Raw genomic sequence first — 22,595 nt, 5'->3', positions numbered from 1 at the left:
GTCCGGTCCGTGCCCGGCCGGAGGTCCGGTCCGTCCCTGGCCGGAGGTCTGGTCCGTCCCCGGCCCGAGGTCCGGTCCGTCCCCGGCCCGAGGTCCGGTCCGTCCCCGGCCGGAGGTCCGGTCGGGGCCCGGGCGGAGGGCCGGTCCGTCCCCGGCCCGAGATCCGGTCCGTGCCCGGCCCGAGGTCCGGTCGGGAGGCCGGTCCGTGCCCGGCCGGGAGGCCGGTCCGTGCCCGGCCAGGAGGCCGGTCCGTGCCCGGCCAGGAGGCCGGTCCGTGCCCGGCCAGGAGGCCGGTCCGTGCCCGGCCAGGAGGCCGGTCGGGGCCCCGCCGGGGGTCCGGTCCGTGCCCGGCCGGGAGGCCGGTCCGTGCCCGGCCGGGGGTCCGGTCCGTGCCCGGCCGGGAGGCCGGTCGGGGCCCCGCCGGGGGTCCGGTCCGTGCCCGGCCGGGAGGCCGGTCGGGGCCCGGTCGAATGTGCCTTCCGCGTCCTCGTCGCGGTCAAGTTCCGCCCGGGCGCCGTACGGTGAGGGCATGACGACACCTCCTCCGCACATCGAGGTCGACGGGGCCCCCGTTGCCGATCCGGAGCTGCTCGCCGCCCTCATGAGCGGTTACGGTCACTTCACGGCGATGCAGGTACGGGACGGGCGGGTGAAGGGCCTCGCGCTCCACCTCGACCGTCTCGACCGCTCGACCCGCGAACTCTTCGGCCGGGAGCTGGACGGCAAGCAGGTGCGCGAGCTCGTCACCGGGGCCCTCGCGAACGCCGGGCGTCGGGACGCCTCGGTCCGGGTGTACGTGTACCCGGGCGTCCGCACCGCGGTGACGGTCGCCGACCCGGCCCCCGACGGCCTCGGCGCCCCGCAGCGCCTGACGACCGTCGACTACTGGCGGCCCGCGCCGCACATCAAGCACCTGGGCGGCTTCGGCCAGCGCTACCACGGCGACGCGGCCCGGCGGGCCGGCTTCGACGAGGCGCTGCTGACCTCCCCGTACGGCGAGATCGCCGAGGGGGCGGTCACCAACATCGCCTTCTGGGACGGGACTTCGGTGGTCTGGCCGTCGGCGCCCTGCCTCGCCGGGATCACCATGTCCCTCCTGGAGCCGCGCCTGCCCTCGGTCCGCCGGCCGGTCACCCTGGCCGATCTCCGGGACTTCCGGGCCGCGTTCGTGACCAACTCCCGGACGATCGCGCCCGTTTCGGCGGTCGACGAGACGACGTTCGTCGTGGACGAGGAGCTGATGGGACGGGTGTACTCGGCATACGACTCCGTGGAGTCGGACAGGCTCTAGACCGAGCGGAACCGGGGGGCAGAGGGATGGTCGCGAGATACGTCGTCTCGCCGCGCGGGGGCCGCCGGGCCCACCCCGACATCTCGTCGGCGCTGCGCGCGGCGGCCGCACGGGGCCGGGCGGCACTGATCGAGATCGCGCCCGGGCGGTACGAGGAGACGCTCACCGTCCGGGGCGAGGTGCGCCTGGTCGCGGCCGGTGGCCCGGGCTCCGTCGTGGTCGGCCGGGCCCGGGGCGCGGCGCTGGACGCCTTCGGGCCGGTGCAGGTCCACGGGCTCGTCCTGGCCGGCCGCGAGGCGGACGTCGTCGGCTGTCACGTGGGGACGCTGACGCTGGAGCACACGGAGATCCGGGCCCACGGCGGCGTCGCCGTGCACGCCCGGCCAGGCACCTCCGTCACCTTGCGGGACAGCGTGGTCCTGCACGGACGGACGCTCTTCTCCGGCAGCGCGGGGCTCGTCGAACGGTGCCGGTTCACCGATGCCGCGGACAACGCGATCGCCGTGATCGACGGGGCCCGCGTCTCGGTCCGGGGCAGCCGGATCGAAGGCAGCCGGATCCACGGCGTGCGGGTCAGCGACGCGCACGCCGAGGTCCTCGGCTGCGAGCTGACCGGCACCGGGAACGCGGCGCTCATCGCGGACGCCCGGGCGCGCCTCACCGTGGCGGACTGTGCGATCACCGGCGTGCAGGCGGAGGGGATCATGTTCACCGAGCAGTCCCGGGGCTCCGTCGACACCACGCGCGTCACGGACGCCCAGCACGGCATCGCCGCCGCGAACGGGGCCGACCCCCTGGTGCGCGGCTGTGTCCTCACCGACTGCCGGGACACCGGCATCAACGTCCAGTCCGGGGCCAGGGGTCGCTTCGAGGACTGCGAGGTCCTGAACGCGCGGAACGTCTCGGTGTTCTCGACCAAGGGCGGCGCCCCGGAGGTGCACGGCTGTCGTGTCGCGGGAGGGAACGTCGGCATCGGCGTCACCGAGGGCGGCCGGGGCCGCTTCACCCACACCTCGGTCGAGGACCTGCCGAACGCCGCGCTCCGGGTCCTGGACGAGGGCGCGGCCGTCTTCGCGCACCTGCGGGTGGAGCGCTGCCAGGCCGGCCTTGAGGTCCAGGGCAACGGAGGCACCACCGCCGAGGTCACCGACACGGTCTTCCGCGACTTCGCCCTGGCCGCGGTAGCCACCGGCGGCCGGTCCCGCGTCACGCTCAAGGAGGTGCGGGCGGACCGGGGCACCCTGGGCTTCGGCGTCTGCGAGGAGTCGCAGATCCGCGTCGTCGACAGCAGCGTCACGGCGGTGAGCGGCTGCGGGGCGGGCGCCCTCGGCAGCGGCCGGCTCTTCGCGCGGAACCTCACGGTGACCGGTTCGGAGGCGCTCGGGGTGTACGCGACGGGGTCCGCCTATGTGGACGTCGCCCAGAGCGAGTTCACGGAGTGCGCGGTCGCGGGAGCGAGCTTCGACGGGGAGGCCGGCGGACAGCTCGTGGACTGCGCGGTGAACGGCTCCCGCGGGGTGGCCCTCGTGGGCAACGGCCGGGTCGACGCGGTCCGGCTGCGGACCTCGCTCAGGGTCCTCCGGCACCCGGAGAAGCCGGCCGGACCGGCCCCGCAGGTCGTCAACATCTTCAACGGACCGGTCTTCAACGGCCCGACCCGAAACCTCCAAGTGGCCTACGACAACACCCATGTCGTCCAGCACCAGAACACGACCGACACCGAGACCGAAGGGGACGGTTCCCGCACATGAGCGACCCGCAGAACGCCCACGACCCGGAGAACGCACAGGACCCGGAGAACGCACAGGACCCGGCGCACGCCGACCGCCCGCAGGAGGTGCACCACCACGACGGGCCGGTCTTCAACGGCGGCCAGGTCTCGAACGTCCAGATCGCCTACAAGAACAGGTTCGCCAGGCAGAACCAGCAGAACAACGGCCCGGTCGCACCGGGGTACGAGACGCTCGCCGAGCGGGTGAACGAGCTCCTCCGGGAGCTCCCCCGGGCCGGCCTCGCCGAGCCGGACCGGCAGGACACCCAGGAGGCCGCCGAGGACGTCCTGGCGGAGATCACCGGGCCCGGGCCCGTCGAGGCGGGCAGGCTGCGCCGCGCGCTCGCCGCCCTGCGGGGCGCCCTCGCCCCGGTCGCGACGGGGGTCGCGGCCGGGACGGCGGCGGGGGCGCAGCAGTGGGCGGTGGCGGCGATCGGCGGGCTGACCGGGATCGGATAGCCCGGGCTCCCTTCGGTGATCACCCGTTCGGAACGACCCGTCAGCTGACCCTCCGCAACCCCTCCGACCTGCGGAAACGTCCGGAATCCAGCCGACACACCGTATCGAACGGACCAATCCTGATGCCCCATCAGCAGGCGGGGCGCGCGGCGCGGCTCTTATCTCGGTCTTAGAAGGTCCGGCTCCGGGATGTCCCTCCCGGCAGGACCAGCCGGCATGACCGCTCGCGCGCCCCGGAGGACCCCCATGCGCACCACTGCCCGCCTGTTCACCGGTACCGCGCTGGCGGTCCTCGCGATCGGGGCGTTCGGCGCCCCCGCGGCGTACGCGAACGACAACCAGGAGTGGAACAGCGAGAGCCAAGAGTCGAGCGGGAACAGCGGGCACCGCGAGTCGCTGGAGATCTTCCCGTCGTCCGCGTCCCCGGGCGAGACCGTCACCGTGAACACGCTCGCCTGCGGCAAGCACGGCCACGGCGTCGGGGACGCGAACTCGCTCGGCGCGGGCGAGTTCCAGCTCAGCCCGAGCACGCACAAGGAAGTCGTGGTCGGACAGTTCAGGGTGCCGGAGCACGTCAAGGCCGGCTCCTACGGGATCAGCGTGGCCTGCGACAACGGCAAGACCGCCCGGGGCGACCTGTGGGTCAAGCACCGGAGTCCCAGCGGCCACGTCCAGACCGGTGTCGGGGGCAGCGTCGGCCCCGACACCGCCCAGGTCACGGCAGGCGTGGCGGTGCTGGCCGCGGCTGCCGTCGGCGGGGTCGTGCTCCTGCGCCGCCGGGCGAGCGGCGCGCAGGGCCACTGAGACCACCGCCCGTCCTGCCCCCGCCGCGCGCCCGAACACGGCCCGGCGGGGGCAGGGCCACATCCACGAAGCGACCGAGGGAACCCAGGTGAGCAACAGGACCAAGGGCTGGGGCATAGCCGTGGCCGCCTGCGCCGGACTCTGGCTCGTCCAGAACGGCTCGGAGAACGTCACCCCGCCCGTGCCGTCGGCCGCGCAGGCCTTCGCCGCCGGGCCGAGCGTGCACACCGACGCCGCCGCCGACCCGCTGCCGGCCTCGGCGCCGGTCCGGCTGCGGATCCCCGAGACCGACGTGGACGCCCCGATGATGCGGCTCGGACTCGCGGAGAACGGCGCGCTCGACGTGCCGCCGGCCGCGAACCGGAACATGGCCGGCTGGTACGGGGACGGCACCGCGCCCGGCGCCAAGGGCACCGCGATCGTCGCCGGCCACGTCGACAACGCCGAGGGGCCCGCCGTCTTCTACACGCTGGGCGCGCTGAAGAAGGGCCACCGGATCGAGGTGGACCGGGAGGACGGGAAGACCGCCGTCTTCACGATCGACGCGATCGAGGTGTACGACAACAAGAACTTCCCGGACACGAAGGTGTACGCCGAGGCCGACCGGGCCGAGATCCGGGTGATCACCTGCGGGGGCGGCTTCTCGAAGAAGAACGGCTACCAGGGGAACGTGGTCGCCTTCGGTCACCTCATCGGGGTGACGTAGGACCGCTCACGCCCACTGGTCGAAGGCGAGCTTCGCGACCAGCGAGAGCACCACGACGAGCAGCACCCCGCGGACGAACTCGGCGCCCTTGCTGAGCGCCATCCGGGCCCCGACCATCCCGCCCACCAGGTTGAAGACGGCCATGACGGCCGCGAGCTGCCAGTACACGGTGCCCTGGTAGGCGAACATCACGAGCGCGCCCGCGTTGGTGCAGACGTTGACGATCTTGGCGGTGGCGGAGGCGGTCACCAGGTCCAGATGGAGCACGGCGGTCAGCGCGAGGACCAGGAACGTGCCGGTGCCCGGCCCGAACAGGCCGTCGTAGAAGCCGATGCCGCCCCCGACGACCACGATCGCGGTCACGATCCGCGCCCGGGTCAGCGGCGCCCGCTCCTCCCCCTCGGCCTTCGCGCCGAAGGAGGGCCGCAGCATCACGAAGGCGGCGACCGCGAGCAGGACCACCATGATCACCGGGCGCAGCACGTCGCTGCTGATCCCGGCCGCGAAGAACGCGCCGCCCATGGACCCGGCGAGGGCCGCGAGCCCGATCCGTACCGCCGTCCACACCTGCACGGGCGCCTTGCGGACGTAGGTGACGGCGGCCCCGGTGGTGCCCACGATGGCGACGGCCTTGTTGGTCCCGAGGATCTGGGCGGCCGGGACGTGCGGCAGCCCGAGCAGCAGGGCGGGCAGCAGGAGCAGCCCGCCACCGCCCACCACGGCGTCGATCCAGCCCGCCACGAGCGCGGCGAGGCAGAGCAGTACGAGGGCGGTCAGCGAGATCTCGGGCATGGCCGTGAGCCTAGGGAGAAGATCGTTGCCCCGTCCATCAATCGGCTGATCGTTGAGCTACGTCTGAGCTTGCGGCGCCCGGTTCCCGGTCGGGCGCGGGCGGGGCCGCCGGGGTGACGACGGCGGTGAGCAGGGTCGCGGCGAGCGCCCCGGTGCCGAGGAGCGCGGCGGCCAGCCGCCGCCGGGCGAGCTCCGTGGGGCGCGGCGCCCTGTGTCTAGGCATGGTCGAAGTCCTCGCTGTGGATACGGGAGGCCGGCACCCCGGCCCTGAGCAGGGAGGCGGTCGCGGCGCGGGCCATCGCGGGCGGTCCGCACAGGTACACGTCGTGGGCGGCGAGTTCGGGCACGAGATGGCGCAGGGCGCGCGGCGCGAGAGGGTCGAAGGCGCCGTCCGAGGGGCCGAGCAGGAAGTGCAGGGCGGCCTGCCGTTCCCGGGCGATGCCCTCCAGCTCGGCGCGCAGGACGAGACCGGCCGCGTCCGAGGCCCGGTAGAGGAGGGTCACGTCGCCGGGCCCGCCGGGCAGGGTCTCGAAGAGGGCGCGCAGCGGGGTGATGCCGACCCCGCCGGCGAGCAGCAGGACCTTGCGGCGGGTGCGGCGGTGGGCGGTGAGCGCGCCGAAGGGGCCGGAGGCGAGGACGCGGGTGCCGGGGCGGAGCCGGCGGATGCGCCGGGTGTGGTCGCCGAGCGCCTTCACGGTGATCCGCAGGGTGTCGTCGCGGACGGGCGCGGAGAGCGAGAAGGGCAGGGCGGTGGCCCACAGCCCGCGCCGCAGGAAGCGCCAGCGGAAGAACTGGCCGGGCTCGGCGCGCAGCAGCGCCACGCCCCTGCCCCGGACGAGGACCGAGACGACCCCGGGGCCCTCGTCGCGGACCTCGGCGACCCGCAGCTCGTGGCGGAGGGCGGCGCGGACGGGGACGACGATCCGGTACCAGACGAGGAGGACGGCGACGGTGCCGTGGGCCATCGACCAGAGCCAGCGGGTGAGGAGACCGCCGGCGAGATCGGGGCCCGCGAGCTGGTGGACGAAGCCGAGCGCGGCGGCGAGGAGGGCGCCGAGGTGGACCGCCCGCCAGGTCTCGTGCCGGATCCGGCGGCGGACGGACCGGGCGGAGGTGACGCCGACGGCGACGAAGAGGCCGGTGCCGGCGGTGGCGGCGGCGATCGCCCCGTACGCGAGGAGGTCGCCGGTGGCGGTGACGAGATCGGTACGGGTGTGCACCGCGTAACCGCAGAGGGCGAGGAGGGCGTGGGCGCCGATCAGACCGAGGACGTACCGGCCGCCCAGCGCGTGCCAGCGGGCGAGCCGGTCGGCGCCGACGCCGTGCTCGACGGCCGGGACGCGGGCCATCAGCAGGAGCAGGACGAGGACGCCGTACCCGGCGAGGAGGCCGGTGAGGTGGGCGCCGGTCGCGAAGAACGCGTCGAGGCGGGCGGAGGGCCGGGCCTGCACGCCCCACAGCAGGGCCACGGCCCCGGCGCCCGCGGCGATCGCGTTCCGCAGCCGCTCGGGGGCGAGCCGCAGGACGGGAACGGGCGGGACCTCGGCCGGCGGCCGCTCCGACAGCGGCACGAGCAGAGGGGCGTAGAGGGGGTGATGGCTGGCCTCGGTGGTCACGTCCGGCACCCTAGGGCGGCCCGTATACGGAAACGGCGCGCTTAAGGCGGCCTTGAGGCGAGACTCACCGCGCGTTAATCCGGCGGGCCTCACAGCGCTCCCCGCACCGCACGGAGATCAGCGTTCCGTACGGGAAACAGTCGGGATGCCGACGGGTAACACCCGCCGCGCACCCTTCCGGTATGAGTACACGGATCGTGGTGGTCGGGGGCGGAACGGCGGGCGCCCGGCTCGCCCAGCGCCTGCCCGTCACCCTCCTCGGCGAGGAACCGCACGCCCCCTACAACAGGGTGCTGCTCGCGGACGTCCTCGCCGGACGGTACGCCCCCGAGGTCATCGCCCTGCCCGGGACCCGGGAGCCGGTACGGCTCGGGACGCGGGCGGTCCGGATCGACCGGGCGGCCCGGACCGTGGAGTGCGCGGACGGCTCGCTCGTCGCGTACGACCGGCTGGTCCTGGCCACCGGCTCCAACCCGGTGCTTCCGCCGCTGCGCGGGGCGCGCGGAGCGGACCTCCCTTCCGGGGTCCACCCCTTCCGCACCCTCGACGACTGCCTGGAGCTGCGCGCCGCCGTACGGCCCGGGCTACGGGCCGTGGTCATCGGCGGCGGGCTCCTCGGCGTCTCGGCCGCGCGGGCGCTGGCCGCCCTGGGCGCGGACGTGGTCCTGACCCAGCAGGGCGAACGCCTGATGGAGCGCCAGCTCGACGCCCAGGCCTCCGCCTTGCTGCGGGAACACGTCGAGGCCCTCGGGGTCGAGGTGCACACCGAGTGCCGGGTCAGCGGCCTGCGGCAGCGGGACGGGGCGGTCACGGCGGTCGAACTCGCCGACGGCTTCGTCCTCGACGCGCAGGTCGTGGTCCTGGCGTGCGGGGTCCGGCCCCGGGTGGCCCTGGCCCGGGAGGCGGGCCTGACGGTCGCGACGGGCATCGTGGTCGACGACGAGCTGCGGACGTCGGACCCGTACATCCACGCGATCGGCGACTGCGCGGAACACGCGGGCCGCGTCTACGGCCTGGCGGGCCCGGCCCTGGACCAGGCGGACGTCCTGGCGGAGGTGCTGCTGGCGTCCCCCGCGGACACACGGGACGGCACCCCCGCCCACCTCCGCGCGGACACACGGGCCGCCGCCCCCGCGCACCTCCGTGTGGGCAATCGTCCCGCTGGGGCGGGACGGGTGGGCGCACGGGACGGCGCCCTTGGCGGCGCCTCCGCCCCCCGCATCGACCCGCACCACGACGGCGACGCGCTTCCGGTGCGGGCACAGGCACAGGAGGCGGAGGCACCCGCAGAGGTGCCGTCCGTTGTGCCCACCCGTTCCGCCCCTGCGGAACGCATGCCCACAACGGAGGCGGGCGCCGCCCCGGCGGATCGCACCCCCACCGCCCGCTACACCGGCACCCGCGCCCTCACCCGCCTCACCCTCGGCGGTGCCCGTCCCCTCGATCTCGCCGCCTTCGGTGAGGTCACCGCGCGTCCCGGCGACGACGTCGTCCAGCTCACCGATGCCACACGCGCCGCCTACCGCAAGGTCGTCGTCCGAGGTGACCGGCTCGTCGGCGGCGTGCTCCTCGGCGACCTCGCCGCGGTCGGCGCGCTCGCCCGGGCCTGGGAGGGCGACGAGGCCCTGCCCGACGAGGCCCCCCTGCTCCACCTGCTCACCCACGACGGAGGCTCCTCATGACCACCCCCACCATCGCCCTGGTCGGCCACGGAATGGTCGGCCAGCGGTTCCTGGAGGCGCTCGCCGACCGTGGCGTCACCGACCGGGCCAGGATCGTGGTCCTCTGCGAGGAGCCGCGCCCGGCCTACGACCGCGTCCAGCTGACCTCGTACTTCTCCGGGAAGACGCCCGAGGACCTGTCGATGGTCGAGGACGGCTTCATGGAGAAGCACGGCATCGAGCTGTACGTCGGCGACCCGGCCGAGACGATCGACCGGGAGGCCCGGACGGTCACGGCCCGTTCGGGGCGGGTGATCGCGTACGACACGCTCGTCCTGGCCACCGGCTCGTACCCCTTCGTGCCTCCCGTGCCCGGCAAGGACGCCAAGGGCTGTTTCGTCTACCGCACGATCGAGGACCTCCTCGCGATCGAGGAGTACGCGAGGACGGCGAAGGCCGGCGCGGTCGTCGGCGGCGGTCTGCTCGGCCTGGAGGCGGCGGGCGCGCTCAAGGGCCTCGGCCTCGACACGCACGTGGTGGAGTTCGCGCCGCGTCTGATGCCGGTGCAGGTCGACGAGGGCGGCGGCGCGGCCCTGCTGCGGACGATCGAGCGGATGGGTCTGACCGTCCACACGGGGACGGGCACGCAGGAGGTCGTGACGGCGGACGGCGCCGTGACGGGCATGAAGTTGTCGGACGGTTCCGAACTGGCCACGGACATGGTCGTGTTCTCGGCGGGTGTGCGCCCCCGGGACCAGCTGGCCCGTGACTGCGGCCTGGACGTCGGCGAGCGCGGCGGCATCGCGGTGGACGCGCTGTGCCGTACGTCCGACCCGGCGGTCTTCGCGATCGGCGAGTGCGCGCTCGCGGTCGACGGCCGGGTGTACGGCCTGGTCGCGCCGGGCTACGAGATGGCGCAGACGGCGGCGGCGGCGATCGCCGAGGAGGAGGCCGGGGACGGCTTCACGGGCGCCGACATGTCGACGAAGCTGAAGCTGCTCGGCGTGGACGTGGCCTCCTTCGGCGACGCGCACGGCACGGCCGAGGGCTGCCTCGACGTCGTGTACTCCGACTCCCGCTCGGGCGTCTACAAGAAGCTGGTGATCTCCGGCGAGGGGGTGCTGCTCGGCGGCGTCCTGGTCGGCGACGCCGAGCAGTACGGGCTGCTTCGCCCGCTCACCGGTTCCGTGCCGCCGGTCTCCCCCGAGCAGCTGGTGCTCCCGGCGGGCGCGGGCGCCCCGGTCGCGCTGGGCCCCTCGGCGCTGCCGGACGACGCGGTGATCTGCTCCTGTCACAACGTGACCAAGCACGCGATCGGTCAGTGCACGAGCCTCCCCGAGGTGAAGAGGTGCACCAAGGCCGGTACGGGCTGCGGCAGTTGTGTGAAGGTGATCGAGAAGCTGCTGCCGGCCGCCACCGACGAGGGGCTCTGCGGCTGCTTCTCGTACACCCGGAGCGAGCTGTACGAGATCGCCCGCACCCTGCGGCTGACCTCCTTCGCCGCCCTGCTCGACTCGCACGGCCGGGAGGAGGCGCGGGGCGGCGAGGGCTGCGAGGTCTGCAAGCCGACCGTCGGCTCCATCCTCGCGTCGCTCAACAACGGGTACATCCTGGACGGCGAGCAGGCCTCCCTCCAGGACACCAACGACCACTTCCTCGCCAACATGCAGCGCAACGGTTCCTATTCGGTGGTGCCGCGCATCCCCGGGGGCGAGATCACCCCGGACAAGCTGATCGTGATCGGCGAGGTGGCGCGGGACTTCGGGCTCTACACGAAGATCACCGGCGGCCAGCGGATCGACCTCTTCGGCGCCCGGGTGGACCAACTGCCCTCGATCTGGACGCGGCTGGTCGACGCGGGCTTCGAGTCCGGGCACGCGTACGGCAAGGCGCTGCGCACGGTGAAGTCCTGCGTCGGGCAGACCTGGTGCCGCTACGGCGTCCAGGACTCGGTGAAGATGGCGATCCAGCTGGAGCTGCGCTACCGGGGCCTGCGCGCCCCGCACAAGCTGAAGTCGGCGGTCTCGGGCTGCGCCCGCGAGTGTGCGGAGGCCCAGTCGAAGGACTTCGGGATCATCGCGACGGCGAACGGCTGGAACCTGTACGTCGGCGGGAACGGCGGCGCGACCCCGCGCCACGCGGACCTCCTCGCGCAGGACCTCTCGGACGCCGAACTGGTGCGGCTGATCGACCGGTTCCTGATGTTCTACATCCGGACGGCGGACCGCCTGGAGCGGACGTCGACCTGGCTGGAGCGCCTGGAGGGCGGGCTCGACCACCTCAGGGACGTGGTGGTGCACGACTCGCTCGGGCTCTGCGAGGAGCTGGAGGCGCTGATGGCCGCGCACGTCGCCGACTACCGGGACGAGTGGGCCGAGACCCTGGACGACCCGGAGCGGCTGCGGCGCTTCGTCTCCTTCGTGAACGCGCCGGGGGCGCCGGACCCGTCGGTCCGGTTCGTGCCGGAGCGCGACCAGATCAAGCCGGACCTCACGATTCTCACGATCGGAACACTGGAAGGGGCCACCTCCCGATGACGACGACGACCACGACGGCGACGCTCGAACTCTCCCTGTCTCCCGACTCCTGGATGGCGGTCTGCGAGGAGGCCCGGCTGACCCCGGGCCGCGGGGTGGCGGCGCTGCTGCCGGACGGCCGGCAGGTGGCGGTCTTCCGGGACCGCTCGGGCCGGACGTACGCGATCGACAACCGCGATCCGTTCACGGGGGCGCAGGTGCTGTCCCGGGGGCTCGTCGGCTCGGCGGGCGGGCGGCCTTTCGTGGCCTCGCCGCTCCTGAAGCAGCGTTTCGACCTGGAGACGGGCCGGTGCCTGGACGACGACGAGGTCGCGGTGGCGGTGTATCCGGTGCGCACCAAGTAACTTGACCGAGCGTTCCAGATAGCCGTACGGTCTTCTCGTGGCCAGGACCAAGGAATTCGATCCGGAGGCCGCGCTCCAGGCAGCGCTCGAACTGTTCTGGGCGCGCGGCTACGAGGCGACGACGATGTCCGACCTCGTGGAGCACCTCGGCATCGGCCGCGCCAGCATCTACGCGACCTTCGGCAACAAGCACGAGCTGTACCTGAAGGCGATGGACCGCTACCTGGAGACCCGCGACCCGGGGATCGTCGAGGAGCTGTCCGCGCCGGGCCCGGCCCTGCCGGCCGTGCGGGCCCTCGTCCGCCGCTTCGCCGCCGAGGCGGCGACCGACGGGGAGCGCCTGAACGGCTGCTTCGTCACCAACTCGGCGGCGGAGCTGGGCCCGCACGACACGCTGGTCGCGCGGCGGGTCGAGCTGAGCTGGGAGCAGATCGAGACGCTGCTGCACGGGGCGCTCACCCGGGCCCGCGCCGGGGGCGAGCTCCCGGCCGACCGGGATCCGCGGGCCCTGTCCCGGATGCTGCTCGTCCTGCTCCAGGGGATCCGGGTCGTCGGCAAGGTGTCGAGCGAGCCGGGCCGGGTCACGGACGCGGCGGAGCAGGCACTGGCACTGCTGAAGTGAGGAACGGGCGCCCACGGGGGGCGCCTTTTCTTCGACCCTCATTCTGGAATGTACGGTCAAGTTCATCACTCGACAAGGAGCCCTCATGTCCGCACGCTTCACCGACCGCACCGTCCTCGTCACCGGCGCCGGTTCCGGTCTCGGCCGCGCCATCGCGCTCGCCTTCGCCGCCGAGGGCGCGAAGGTCGTCGTCGCCGGCCGCACGGCGGAGCCCCTCGACGGGACGGTCGCCCTGATCGAGGCCGCCGGCGGCACGGCCGCCGCGGTGACCGCCGACGTGTCGAGCGCCGAGTCCACCCGGGAGCTGGTCCGGCGCACGGTCGAGCTCTACGGCGGCCTGGACGTGGCCGTCAACAACGCGGGGGTCTTCCGGGGCGGCGGCCACAGCGCCGCCGACTTCCCCCTGGAAGACTGGCGGACGCTCCTCGACATCAACGTCACGGGGGTGCTGCACGCCCTCCAGGCCGAGGTCGCCCACATGCGGGCGAACGGCGGCGGGGCCGTCGTGAACATCGCGTCCAACCTGGGTCCGCACGTCCGGATCCCCGGGGTCTTCGGCTACCAGGTCTCCAAGGCTGCGGTCTCGGCGCTCACCCGGGCCGCGGCCCTGGACCACATCGGCGACGGGGTCCGGATCAACGCGGTCAGCCCCGGCGCCGCCGAGTCCACGATGTCGCTGCGGCCCGGCGAGACCGAGACCGAGCGGGAGGTCCGGATGAAGGAGCAGTCGCCCCTCGGCCGCATCTCGTCGGCGGCCGAGGTGGCGGCGGCGGTGCTGTACCTCGCGTCGGACGCCGCGGGCTCCGCCGTCGGCACGGACCTGGTGATCGACGGCGGCGTCTCGGCCTGACCCGGACACCCCCTAGCCCTGGACGGCCGCCGGGTCCATCCAGAAGACCTCCCAGTGGTGGCCGTCCAGGTCGGTGAAGGAGCGGCCGTACATGAAGTCCATCTCCAGCGGCTCCTTCGCCTGGCTGCCTCCGGCGGCGAGGGCGCGGTCGGCCAGCTGGTCGCACTTCTCCCGGCTCTCGGCGCTCAGCGTGACCAGGACCTCGGTGGACTTGGTCGCGTCGGAGATCTCCTTGCCGGGCGCCATGAAGGACTTGAACTTGGGCTCTTCGAGGAGCATCGCGAAGATCGTGTCGCTGATCACCACACAGGCGGTGGTCTCGTCGCTGAACTGCGGGTTCGAGGAGAAGCCGAGCTTCTCGAAGAAGGCCTTGCTGGCGTCGACGTCCTTGACGGGCAGGTTCACGAAGATCATCTGGGGGGCCATGGCACTCTCTCTTCCGTCGTGCGGCGCGCCGTGCGGCGCTGTCGAGAGGTAAGACGGGCCTGCCCCTCGGAACTCATCGCTCTCCCGAGGATTCTTTTCGCTCAGGCCACGGAGCGCAGTTCCAGCGCCGCCAGCGGGACGAACCCGCCGCCCGTGCCCTCCGTCGACCCGCCGCCCAGCCGCTTCAGCAGGGCGAGGGCGATCCGCTCCCCCTGCGCCTTGGCCCGCTCGGCCCGCGGCCCCCGGTGGAGCCCGTCGACGCTCGCGTGCCAGAGCTGCACCCAGCGGCCGAAGTGGGCGGCGGTGAGCGGCCGGGCGGCGTGGAGCGCGGCGTGCGGGGCGAAGGCGTCGCGGCCGTAGTCGGCGGTACGGAAGAGGGCGCGCTCCCAGAAGTCGGCGATGCGCGGCAGATGGACCTCCAGGTCCGTCCCGGCGATCTCGGTGAAGAAGGGACCGATCAGCGGGTCGGCGAAGGCGGCGCCGTAGAAGCGCCGCAGCAGCACGTCGAGGTCGTGGCGGTCGCCGATGTCGCGGGTGGCACGCATGCCCTCCAGTGTGCCCCGCACCGCGGCCGGGCCCCAGTGCCGAAGGTCCCTCAGACCGTCCAGCGGTTCAGGGTCCCGGTCTTCTCGTCGTACGTGAGCCAGCTGCCGTCGCCGAGGGGGCGGACGAGGCTGTCGACGGGGCCGCAGGGGTACGTGACGGAGCCGCGTGTCTCCAGGGTGCCGGCGGTCAGGAGCCAGTGGCGGGGGCCCTCCTCGTCCTCGTACTCGATGCCGGTGGTCGCGATGACGGTGTCGCCGTCGACGAAGCCGGCCGCGTAGTCCCAGGCGAGCTCGGCCTCCTCGTCCTGCTCCCGCTCGGCCAGGACCGCGCCGTCCAGGGCGTGCAGCCGCAGGTCCGACCCGTAGTGCTCGACGGTCAGGAAGCCCTCGTGGGCCGGGTGGGCGTCCAGGAGGATCCGGTCGAGCGTCTCGTTGAGGTCCCATACGGTCGCCCGCTCGCCGTCCCATCGCGCCCAGTACAGCAGGATGCCGTCCTGGCCCATGCCGATGCAGAGCCCCATGTGGACGCCGTCGGGGTGGGCGAGGTGGTGGGATCCGGCGGCCGCGCTGTCGTCGAGGGGCAGCCGGGCGAGCTCCCGGCCGTCGCGGGCGTCCAGGACGGCCCACATCTCCTCGTACTCCTCCCCCATGACGTGCGCCCAGACGAACCGGCCGTCGTCGGAGACCCGGACCGAGCCGTGCTCGTACCCCTCGCAGAGCTGCTGCTCGTCCCCGGTGTGCTCGTGGTCGAGCACGGGGCCCCAGCAGGCGTGCCGGTACTCCCACCGGGTCGTGCCGTCCGTGCCGACGGCACGTACCGCCCGCTGTCCGGAGAAGACCGCGAAGGTGCCGTCGGGGCTCACCGAGGCGCCGCCCCGGCCCCAGCCCGGCCAGGGCATCGGGAAGACGGCCGCGGGCGCCCGCTCCCCTGCGAACAGGTCCTCCAGGTCGTGGACCTCCAGGTCGTCGCCGTGGAGGAGCAGGGCGCGGCGGCTGCCGTCCCGGCGGCTCTCGTAGACATCGCCGTGGACGAGGGCGCTGCCCCCGGGCAGCCGTACGGAACCGCTCAGGTGTGCGTGGATAGACATGACGGGAACCTAGCGCCCCGCACCGACAGCAAGCCCCCGCCTCCCCGTCACCGCTCGTTGACGCGCAGTCAACTCCGGACCCCTAGGTTCCGGAAGCGCGCGACCCCGTCGCCCGACCGGTGCGGCGGGGCAGGCACCACCCTTCTCAGGAGTGAGACGTGGAGCGACGCACCTTCCTGCGCGGAGCGGTCATCGGCACCTCCGCCGCCGCCTTCGGCGGCAGCCTGTGGCAGAGCGCGGCCGTCGCCGCCCCCGCCCAGCCCGGAGCCGGCCCCTACGGGGCGCTCGGCGCGGCGGACGCGAACGGCATCCAGCTGCCGGCCGGGTTCACCAGCCGGGTGATCGCGCGGTCCGGCCAGACCGTGACCGGAACCTCGTACGCCTGGCACAACGCCCCCGACGGCGGCGCCTGCTTCGCCGACGGATCGGGCTGGATCTATGTCTCGAACTCGGAGATCAACCCGAGCGGCGGCGCGAGCGCGGTGAGGTTCGACTCCGCCGGCGCGATCACCGGCGCGTACCGCATCCTCTCCGGCACCCGCCAGAACTGCGCCGGCGGCAAGACCCCGTGGAACACCTGGCTGTCCTGCGAGGAGGTGTCCCTCGGCTACGTCTACGAGACGAACCCGTGGGGCGGCACGGCCACCCGCCGCGACGCGATGGGCCGGTTCAAGCACGAGGCCGCGGCCGCCGACCCGGTGCGCCAGGTGGTCTACCTGACCGAGGACGAGACGGACGGCTGCTTCTACCGCTTCGTCCCCACCACCTGGGGCGACCTCTCCTCCGGCACCCTCCAGGTCCTCAAGGCCGGCACCGCCACCTCCGGCACCTTCAGCTGGCAGAACGTGCCGGACCCGGACGGCTCCCCGACCACCACCCGTACCCAGGTCTCCGGCGCGAAGCACTTCAACGGCGGCGAGGGCTGCCACTACGCGAACGACACCGTCTGGTTCACCACCAAGGGCGACAACCGGGTCTGGCAGGTCAACCTGGCCGCCGGCACCTACGAGCTGGCCTACGACGACTCGCTGGTGGTCGGCGGCGGCGCCCCGCTCACGGGCGTGGACAACATCACCGGCTCGTCCTCCGGCGACCTGTACGTAGCCGAGGACGGCGGCAACATGGAGATCTGCATCATCACCCCGGACGACGTCGTCACGCAGTTCCTGCGGATCAACGGCCAGTCCGGCTCCGAGATCACCGGACCGGCCTTCTCCCCCGACGGCACGCGGCTGTACTTCTCCAGCCAGCGCGGCACGAGCGGCAGCTCCTCGGGCGGCATCACCTACGAGGTGACCGGCCCGTTCCGCGCGTAGTCACGAGGCGACGGGCCCTTTACGCGCGTAGCCCTTCGTGTAGCACCGCAGGTCGACCTGCCGCTGGGCGCCGCCGAGGAGGGCGGCGCCCAGCGGTGTCAGGGTGTGCAGGACGGCGTTGCCGTGGCGGAGGGTCGCGATGAGCCCGGCCTCGCGCAGGACGCCCGCGTGCTGGCTGGCCGAGGCCAGTGACACCCCGGCCCTGCGGGCCAGCTCGCTGGTCGTGCCGCCGTCCCCGATGGCGTGCAGGACGGCCGAGCGGGTCTGGCCGACCAGCTTGGCCAGCGAGGAGCCGCCCGGCGCGCGGACGGTCGGCGTCTCGCCGTGCGTGACGGGGTAGACGAGGACCGGCGGCAGCGCCGGGTCGCGCAGCACCACCGGGGTCCCCCGGCAGAAGAACGAGGGCTGGAGCAGCAGGCCCCGCCCGTCGAGGTGGACGTCCCGGTCGACCGGGTAGTCCGCCTCCAGGACGGGTGCGCGCCAGCGCAGCATCGGCGGCAGCGAGGCGAGCAGCTCCTCGGCGCCGCCGTCCAGGAGCGCGCGGCCGCGACGGGCCCGGTCGGCCTCGACACGGGCCCTGATGTGCGGCCAGTACGGTTCGATCGCGGCCCGGTGGTAGCTGCGCAGGGCCCCGACGAGCCGGTCGAAGGGCTCCGCGCCGCCGTCGGCGAGGGCGCGCAGCGAGTGGGGCACGGTCCGGCCGCCGGAACGGTCGGCGGCGAGCAGCGAGAGCTCGCCGCGGAGCCGGCCGTGTTCGGTCGCGCGGATGGCCTGGAGGCCCTCGTCGAGGCCGTGGACGCCCTCGGCGGGCGTCAGGAAGTCGGGGAAATAGCCGCGGCTGGGGACGAGCGCGGCAAGGAGCCGGGTCTCACCACCGAGCCGCATCCGGGCGTCCGCGCGCCATTCCCCGTAGACGACGGGGCCGCGCCGGTCCCTTAAACGGTGAAAGCTCAGAATCGTTTCCCACAGAACATCCGGCCGGGCGGCCGTCCGCACCCCTGCCAAATCGTTCCCGGTGAAATGAATCCGCAGCATGAAGGTCCCCACCTGTGCACTCGCAACCACCCCCGACGACGAGTATGCACAGCATCACTGCACGTTACCAGGGTGTTTCAGCCACAGTTGAAAGGCATCGCGGCAATCAGGGGGGAACCGAAAAGCTGTACGGGTCGGGCAGGAAACCTTCAGGACCGAGGTGACGTGGTGAAGACCGTGGGGGGCTTTGCCCGTCCGGCGGCGGTCGGCGAGGTTGCGGCTCACCTGCCCGGCATCGGTAAAGGGCGCGGCCTCCGGGTGGGGATCCGGGGGTCGCGCCCGCTCCGTTCTTTGCGACACGTAAACGTAGAAGTTCAATAGCCAATAATTCAATCGGCCGTAATTGAACATGAACTCACATGTGCACGCCGAACTCCCGGGGATATACGACGGGACGGACACCTCCGCACAAAAGGTGTCCGTCCCGTCTCTTTTGTGAATCCGGAGCCGCCGCCCGTCGGTGAGGGTCAAGAGGTGACCGACGGCGGCCCCGGTGGACTCAGCGGCTGTCGCTGCCCTTCGCCCCGGAGGCGGCACGGCCGGCCTCCAGGCGCGCCACCGGGATCCGGAAGGGCGAGCAGGAGACGTAGTCGAGGCCGACCTCGTGGAAGAAGTGCACCGACTCCGGGTCGCCGCCGTGCTCGCCGCAGACACCGAGCTTGATGTCGGGGCGGGTGGCGCGGCCGGCCTGGACGGCGCTGCGCACGAGGGCGCCGACGCCGTCCTTGTCGATGGTCTCGAAGGGGCTGACGCCGAAGATGCCCTTCTCCAGGTACGCGGTGAAGAACGAGGCCTCCACGTCGTCGCGGGAGAAGCCCCAGACCGTCTGCGTCAGGTCGTTGGTGCCGAAGGAGAAGAACTCCGCGGCCTCGGCGATCTGACCGGCGGTCACGGCGGCGCGCGGCAGCTCGATCATGGTGCCGAGCGCGAGCTTCAGCTCGACTCCGGTCTGCGCCTGGACCTCGGCGATGACCTGCTCGGCCTCCTCGCGGACGATCTCCAGCTCCTGGACGGTGCCGACGAGCGGGATCATGATCTCGGCGCGCGGGTCGCCCTTGGCGTCGATGCGGTGGGCCGCGGCCTCGGCGATCGCCCGGACCTGCATGGTGAACAGGCCGGGGATGACCAGGCCGAGGCGGACGCCGCGCAGACCCAGCATGGGGTTCTGCTCGTGCAGCCGGTGCACGGCCTGGAGCAGGCGCAGGTCGTTCTCGTGCGGCTCCTTGCGGGACTCGGCGAGGGCGACGCGCACCGAGAGCTCGGTGATGTCGGGCAGGAACTCGTGCAGCGGCGGGTCGAGCAGGCGGACCGTGACGGGCAGCCCGTCCATGGCCTCGAAGAGCTCGATGAAGTCCTGCTTCTGCAGCGGGAGCAGCGCCTTCAGCGAATCCTCGCGCTCGGCGTCCGTGTCGGCCAGGATGAGGCGCTCGACGTACTGGCGGCGCTCGCCGAGGAACATGTGCTCGGTGCGGCAGAGGCCGATGCCCTGGGCGCCGAAGCGGCGGGCGCGCGAGGCGTCCTCGGCGTTGTCGGCGTTGGCGCGGACGCGGAGGCGGCGGACGCGGTCGGCGTAGGCCATGATCCGGTGGACGGCGGCGACGAGCTCGTCGGCGTCGTCGGCACCGGCGTGCATGCGGCCCTCGAAGTACTCGACGACCGGGGACGGTACGACGGGTACCTCACCGATGTAGACCTTGCCGGTGGAGCCGTCGATGGAGACGACGTCGCCCTCTTCGACGACCTGGCCGTCGGCCGTGGTCATCCGGCGGCGCTTGGTGTCGACCTCCAGCTCCTCGGCGCCGCAGACACAGGTCTTGCCCATGCCGCGGGCGACGACGGCGGCGTGCGAGGTCTTGCCGCCGCGGGAGGTGAGGATGCCCTCGGCGGCGATCATGCCGTCCAGGTCGTCCGGGTTGGTCTCGCGGCGGATCAGGATGACCTTCTCGCCGGAGCGGGACCACTTGACGGCCGTGTAGGAGTCGAAGACGGCCTTGCCGACGGCGGCGCCCGGGGAGGCGGCGATGCCGCGGCCGATCTGCTCGACCTTGGCGTTCTCGTCGAACTTGGGGAACATCAGCTGGGCGAGCTGGGCGCCGGTGACGCGCTGGAGCGCCTCGGCCTCGTCGATCAGGCCCTGGTCCACGAGCTGCGTGGCGATGCGGAAGGCGGCACCGGCGGTGCGCTTGCCGACGCGGGTCTGGAGCATCCAGAGCTGGCCGCGCTCGATGGTGAACTCGATGTCGCAGAGATCCTTGTAGTGGGTCTCCAGCGTCTCCATGATGTGCATGAGCTGGTCGTACGACTTCTTGTCGATCGACTCGAGGTCGGCCAGCGGCACGGTGTTGCGGATGCCGGCGACGACGTCCTCGCCCTGCGCGTTCTGCAGGTAGTCGCCGTAGACGCCCTGGTGGCCGGAGGCGGGGTCGCGGGTGAAGGCGACGCCGGTGCCGGAGTCGGGGCCGAGGTTGCCGAAGACCATCGAGCAGACGTTGACGGCGGTGCCGAGGTCGCCCGGGATGCGCTCCTGGCGGCGGTACAGCTTGGCGCGGTCCGTGTTCCAGGAGTTGAAGACGGCCTCGATGGCGAGGTCCATCTGCTCGCGCGGGTCCTGCGGGAAGTCGCGGCCGGTCTGGGCCTTCACGATCTTCTTGAAGTGCTTGACGACCTTCTTGAGGTCGGCGGCGTCCAGGTCGGTGTCGCTGGCGACCTTCTTCGCGGCCTTGGCCTCGTCGAGGGCCTCCTCGAAGAGCTCGCCGTCGACGCCGAGGACGGTCTTGCCGAACATCTGGATGAGGCGGCGGTACGAGTCCCAGGCGAAGCGCTCGTTGTCGGCCTGGCGGGCGAGGCCGGCCACCGACTCGTCGGAGAGGCCGATGTTGAGGACGGTGTCCATCATGCCCGGCATGGAGAACTTGGCGCCCGAGCGGACGGAGACGAGAAGCGGGTCGTCGGCCTGGCCGAGCTTCTTGCCCATCTGCTGCTCGAGGGCGTCGAGGTGCGCGGTGACCTCGTCGCGGAGCTCGACCGGCTCCGAGCCGCTCTCGAGGTAGACCTTGCACGCCTCGGTGGTGATCGTGAAGCCCGGAGGCACCGGCAGGCCGAGGTTGGTCATCTCGGCGAGGTTGGCGCCCTTGCCACCGAGCAGGTCCTTCAGGTCCCTGTTGCCCTCGGTGAAGTCGTAGACGAACTTCTGATCATTAATTTCCGACACGGGTCCCGACTCCTCGATGACTCGGTTGGCTGCCCTGACGGCGAGGAACATACCCAGATCGAAGGCTTCTGGGGAGGTACGCCTGCCGGTCACACGGTTTTAACCACCCGTCCGCCAGCACTTCGAAAGTTACCGAGCCAAAGCTTCCGGTTTCACGCCCCGAAGGCCAGTTGACCCAATCCAGCGCTTAGCCGCTCACATGAGCGCCCAATCGAGCACTTGCGTTCAACTCTTGAACACAAAAGGGGTGGCACTCAGTGCCACCCCTTCAGGCTGTGCAGCCATCCGTAACATGCTCATCTGAGCACCACCCCCCTCAAGGGTGGCGAGGATCACTCCTCCAGAAGAGCCGAATCTCAGCCGCCGGACGTGTCCAGCTCGGCGTCCTCGCTCACTCCGGCGCAGTCGTAGGGGTCCTTCAACCAGCCGTCCGGCAGGACAACTCGGTTGTTTCCGGACGTACGGCCCCGAGGACCGTCCGCACCCACCGGCCACGGCTGGTCCAGGTCGAGCTCGCTCAACTGAGCGCGCAGCTCGTCCAGAGAAGAGGTGATCGCGAGCTTCTTGCGCATCTCCGAGCCGACCGCGAAGCCCTTCAGGTACCAGGCCACATGCTTGCGGAAGTCGATGACACCGCGTGCCTCGTCGCCCAGCCACTCGCCGAGCAGCCGCGCGTGCCGCACCATCGCGTCCGCGACCTCCCGGAGCCCCGGCTGCGCATACGCCCCGGTGCCCTCGAAGCCCGCCACGAGGTCCCCGAAGAGCCACGGGCGGCCCAGGCAGCCACGGCCCACGACGACGCCGTCGCAGCCCGTCTCCCGCATCATCCGCAGCGCGTCGTCCGCCGACCAGATGTCGCCGTTGCCGAGCACCGGGATCTCCGGCACGTGCTCCTTGAGCCGCGCGATCGCGTCCCAGTCGGCCGTACCGCCGTAGTGCTGGGCGGCGGTCCTGCCGTGCAGGGCAATGGCGGTGACACCTTCCTCGACGGCGATCCGCCCGGCGTCGAGATAGGTGATGTGGTCGTCGTCGATGCCCTTGCGCATCTTCATCGTGACCGGCAGGTCGCCCGCGTTCGTCACGGCCTCGTGGAGGATCGCCCGCAGCAGCGGCCGCTTGTAGGGCAGGGCCGAGCCGCCGCCCTTCCGGGTCACCTTGGGGACCGGGCAGCCGAAGTTCAGGTCGATGTGGTCGGCGAGGTCCTCGTCGACGATCATCCGCACGGCCTTGCCGACCGTCACCGGGTCGACGCCGTACAGCTGGATCGAGCGCGGCTTCTCCGTCTCGTCGAAGCGGATGAGCTGCATCGTCTTCTCGTTGCGCTCGACCAGGGCGCGCGTCGTGATCATCTCGCTCACGAACAGCCCCTTGCCGCCGCTGAACTCGCGGCAGAGGGTACGGAAGGGGGCGTTGGTGATGCCGGCCATGGGGGCGAGCACCACCGGCGGCTGCACGATGTGCGGCCCGATGGCGAGAGGGGTGAACGCGGTCATTCGGCCATTGTCCCGCACTGCGGAGTTT

20 protein-coding genes are annotated in these 22,595 nt (G+C 72.5%); 11 read left to right on the top strand and 9 right to left on the bottom strand.

Translation table 11 applies throughout. The features are described from left to right. Window positions 1-529 precede the first annotated feature (529 nt). The 5 genes from ACF07V_RS14460 to ACF07V_RS14440 all read left to right on the top strand — a co-directional run bounded on the left by ACF07V_RS14460 (window position 530) and on the right by ACF07V_RS14440 (window position 5,031). Complete coding sequence (locus tag ACF07V_RS14460; RefSeq protein WP_392154143.1) at window positions 530-1,291, top strand: aminotransferase class IV; 762 nt, start codon at window positions 530-532, stop codon at window positions 1,289-1,291. A 26-nt stretch (window positions 1,292-1,317) separates the two neighbouring features. After that, window positions 1,318-3,042 carry a right-handed parallel beta-helix repeat-containing protein gene (locus tag ACF07V_RS14455; protein ID WP_392154141.1) on the top strand — a complete coding sequence of 575 codons (1,725 nt, stop codon included), beginning with the start codon at window positions 1,318-1,320 and terminating at the stop codon, window positions 3,040-3,042. Continuing rightward, complete coding sequence (locus tag ACF07V_RS14450; protein ID WP_392154140.1) at window positions 3,039-3,521, top strand: hypothetical protein; 483 nt, start codon at window positions 3,039-3,041, stop codon at window positions 3,519-3,521. The genes ACF07V_RS14455 and ACF07V_RS14450 overlap by 4 nt, the downstream gene beginning before the upstream one ends. Window positions 3,522-3,767: 246 nt before the next feature. Further along, the gene (locus ACF07V_RS14445) at window positions 3,768-4,325 is read left to right on the top strand and encodes a hypothetical protein (protein WP_392154138.1); all 558 of its coding nucleotides are present in this window, start codon (window positions 3,768-3,770) and stop codon (window positions 4,323-4,325) included. Window positions 4,326-4,413: 88 nt separating this feature from the next. Beyond that, window positions 4,414-5,031 (top strand): class F sortase, encoded by a 618-nt coding sequence (locus ACF07V_RS14440; protein ID WP_392154136.1) that lies wholly within the window; start codon window positions 4,414-4,416, stop codon window positions 5,029-5,031. Window positions 5,032-5,037: 6 nt separating this feature from the next. Here ACF07V_RS14440 and ACF07V_RS14435 read toward each other — a convergent pair whose 3' ends face one another. Genes ACF07V_RS14435 through ACF07V_RS14425 form a run of 3 tightly spaced genes read right to left on the bottom strand, consistent with a single transcriptional unit; the run spans window position 5,038 to window position 7,448 of the window. Continuing rightward, window positions 5,038-5,823: a sulfite exporter TauE/SafE family protein gene (locus ACF07V_RS14435; protein ID WP_392154135.1), complete on the bottom strand. Its 786-nt coding sequence runs from the start codon at window positions 5,821-5,823 to the stop codon at window positions 5,038-5,040. A gap of 37 nt (window positions 5,824-5,860) precedes the next feature. Then, complete coding sequence (locus tag ACF07V_RS14430) at window positions 5,861-6,046, bottom strand: hypothetical protein (protein WP_392154133.1); 186 nt, start codon at window positions 6,044-6,046, stop codon at window positions 5,861-5,863. Beyond that, complete coding sequence (locus tag ACF07V_RS14425) at window positions 6,039-7,448, bottom strand: ferric reductase-like transmembrane domain-containing protein (RefSeq protein ID WP_392154131.1); 1,410 nt, start codon at window positions 7,446-7,448, stop codon at window positions 6,039-6,041. The genes ACF07V_RS14430 and ACF07V_RS14425 overlap by 8 nt, the downstream gene beginning before the upstream one ends. 173 nt (window positions 7,449-7,621) lie before the next feature. Between ACF07V_RS14425 and ACF07V_RS14420 the strand changes: the two genes are divergently transcribed. The 5 genes from ACF07V_RS14420 (at window position 7,622) to ACF07V_RS14400 (ending at window position 13,453) form a co-directional block, all read left to right on the top strand. Next, window positions 7,622-9,121, top strand: coding sequence for an NAD(P)/FAD-dependent oxidoreductase (locus tag ACF07V_RS14420; protein ID WP_392154129.1), 1,500 nt, complete (start codon window positions 7,622-7,624; stop codon window positions 9,119-9,121). Then, on the top strand, window positions 9,118-11,637 hold the full coding sequence (gene nirB, locus ACF07V_RS14415) for a nitrite reductase large subunit NirB (protein ID WP_392154127.1): 2,520 nt from the start codon (window positions 9,118-9,120) through the stop codon (window positions 11,635-11,637). Before ACF07V_RS14420 ends, nirB begins: the two co-directional genes overlap by 4 nt. Next, window positions 11,634-11,981: a nitrite reductase small subunit NirD gene (nirD, locus tag ACF07V_RS14410; RefSeq protein ID WP_392154126.1), complete on the top strand. Its 348-nt coding sequence runs from the start codon at window positions 11,634-11,636 to the stop codon at window positions 11,979-11,981. The genes nirB and nirD overlap by 4 nt, the downstream gene beginning before the upstream one ends. Window positions 11,982-12,018: 37 nt before the next feature. Further along, complete coding sequence (locus ACF07V_RS14405) at window positions 12,019-12,603, top strand: TetR/AcrR family transcriptional regulator (protein WP_392154124.1); 585 nt, start codon at window positions 12,019-12,021, stop codon at window positions 12,601-12,603. A gap of 85 nt (window positions 12,604-12,688) precedes the next feature. Then, window positions 12,689-13,453 carry an SDR family NAD(P)-dependent oxidoreductase gene (locus ACF07V_RS14400; protein WP_392154122.1) on the top strand — a complete coding sequence of 255 codons (765 nt, stop codon included), beginning with the start codon at window positions 12,689-12,691 and terminating at the stop codon, window positions 13,451-13,453. A 12-nt stretch (window positions 13,454-13,465) separates the two neighbouring features. Here ACF07V_RS14400 and ACF07V_RS14395 read toward each other — a convergent pair whose 3' ends face one another. The 3 genes from ACF07V_RS14395 to ACF07V_RS14385 form a co-directional block, all read right to left on the bottom strand. After that, a complete protein-coding gene (locus tag ACF07V_RS14395) occupies window positions 13,466-13,879 on the bottom strand; it encodes a VOC family protein (protein ID WP_392154120.1) in 414 nt (137 codons plus the stop codon). Between the two features lie 101 nt (window positions 13,880-13,980). Then, complete coding sequence (locus ACF07V_RS14390; RefSeq protein WP_392154118.1) at window positions 13,981-14,424, bottom strand: group III truncated hemoglobin; 444 nt, start codon at window positions 14,422-14,424, stop codon at window positions 13,981-13,983. 50 nt (window positions 14,425-14,474) lie between these two features. Continuing rightward, complete coding sequence (locus tag ACF07V_RS14385) at window positions 14,475-15,512, bottom strand: hypothetical protein (protein WP_392154116.1); 1,038 nt, start codon at window positions 15,510-15,512, stop codon at window positions 14,475-14,477. 158 nt (window positions 15,513-15,670) lie between these two features. Between ACF07V_RS14385 and ACF07V_RS14380 the strand changes: the two genes are divergently transcribed. Beyond that, window positions 15,671-16,828 carry an alkaline phosphatase PhoX gene (locus ACF07V_RS14380; RefSeq protein ID WP_392154115.1) on the top strand — a complete coding sequence of 386 codons (1,158 nt, stop codon included), beginning with the start codon at window positions 15,671-15,673 and terminating at the stop codon, window positions 16,826-16,828. Here ACF07V_RS14380 and ACF07V_RS14375 read toward each other — a convergent pair whose 3' ends face one another. The 3 genes from ACF07V_RS14375 to dusB form a co-directional block, all read right to left on the bottom strand. Next, a complete protein-coding gene (locus ACF07V_RS14375) occupies window positions 16,829-17,863 on the bottom strand; it encodes a helix-turn-helix domain-containing protein (RefSeq protein ID WP_392154113.1) in 1,035 nt (344 codons plus the stop codon). Between the two features lie 499 nt (window positions 17,864-18,362). Next, window positions 18,363-21,074, bottom strand: coding sequence for a pyruvate, phosphate dikinase (gene ppdK / locus ACF07V_RS14370; RefSeq protein WP_392154208.1), 2,712 nt, complete (start codon window positions 21,072-21,074; stop codon window positions 18,363-18,365). Window positions 21,075-21,430: 356 nt separating this feature from the next. After that, window positions 21,431-22,567, bottom strand: a complete 1,137-nt coding sequence (dusB, locus tag ACF07V_RS14365; protein WP_392154111.1) for a tRNA dihydrouridine synthase DusB — start codon at window positions 22,565-22,567, stop codon at window positions 21,431-21,433. Window positions 22,568-22,595: the final 28 nt, after the last annotated feature.

It is taken from the genome of Streptomyces sp. NPDC015661 (assembly GCF_043077765.1).
In the GTDB taxonomy this organism is placed as follows: Bacteria; Actinomycetota; Actinomycetes; order Streptomycetales; family Streptomycetaceae; genus Streptomyces.
The sequence above is the reverse complement of the archived record's forward strand: the minus strand, read 5'-3'. Positions and strand labels throughout refer to the sequence as shown.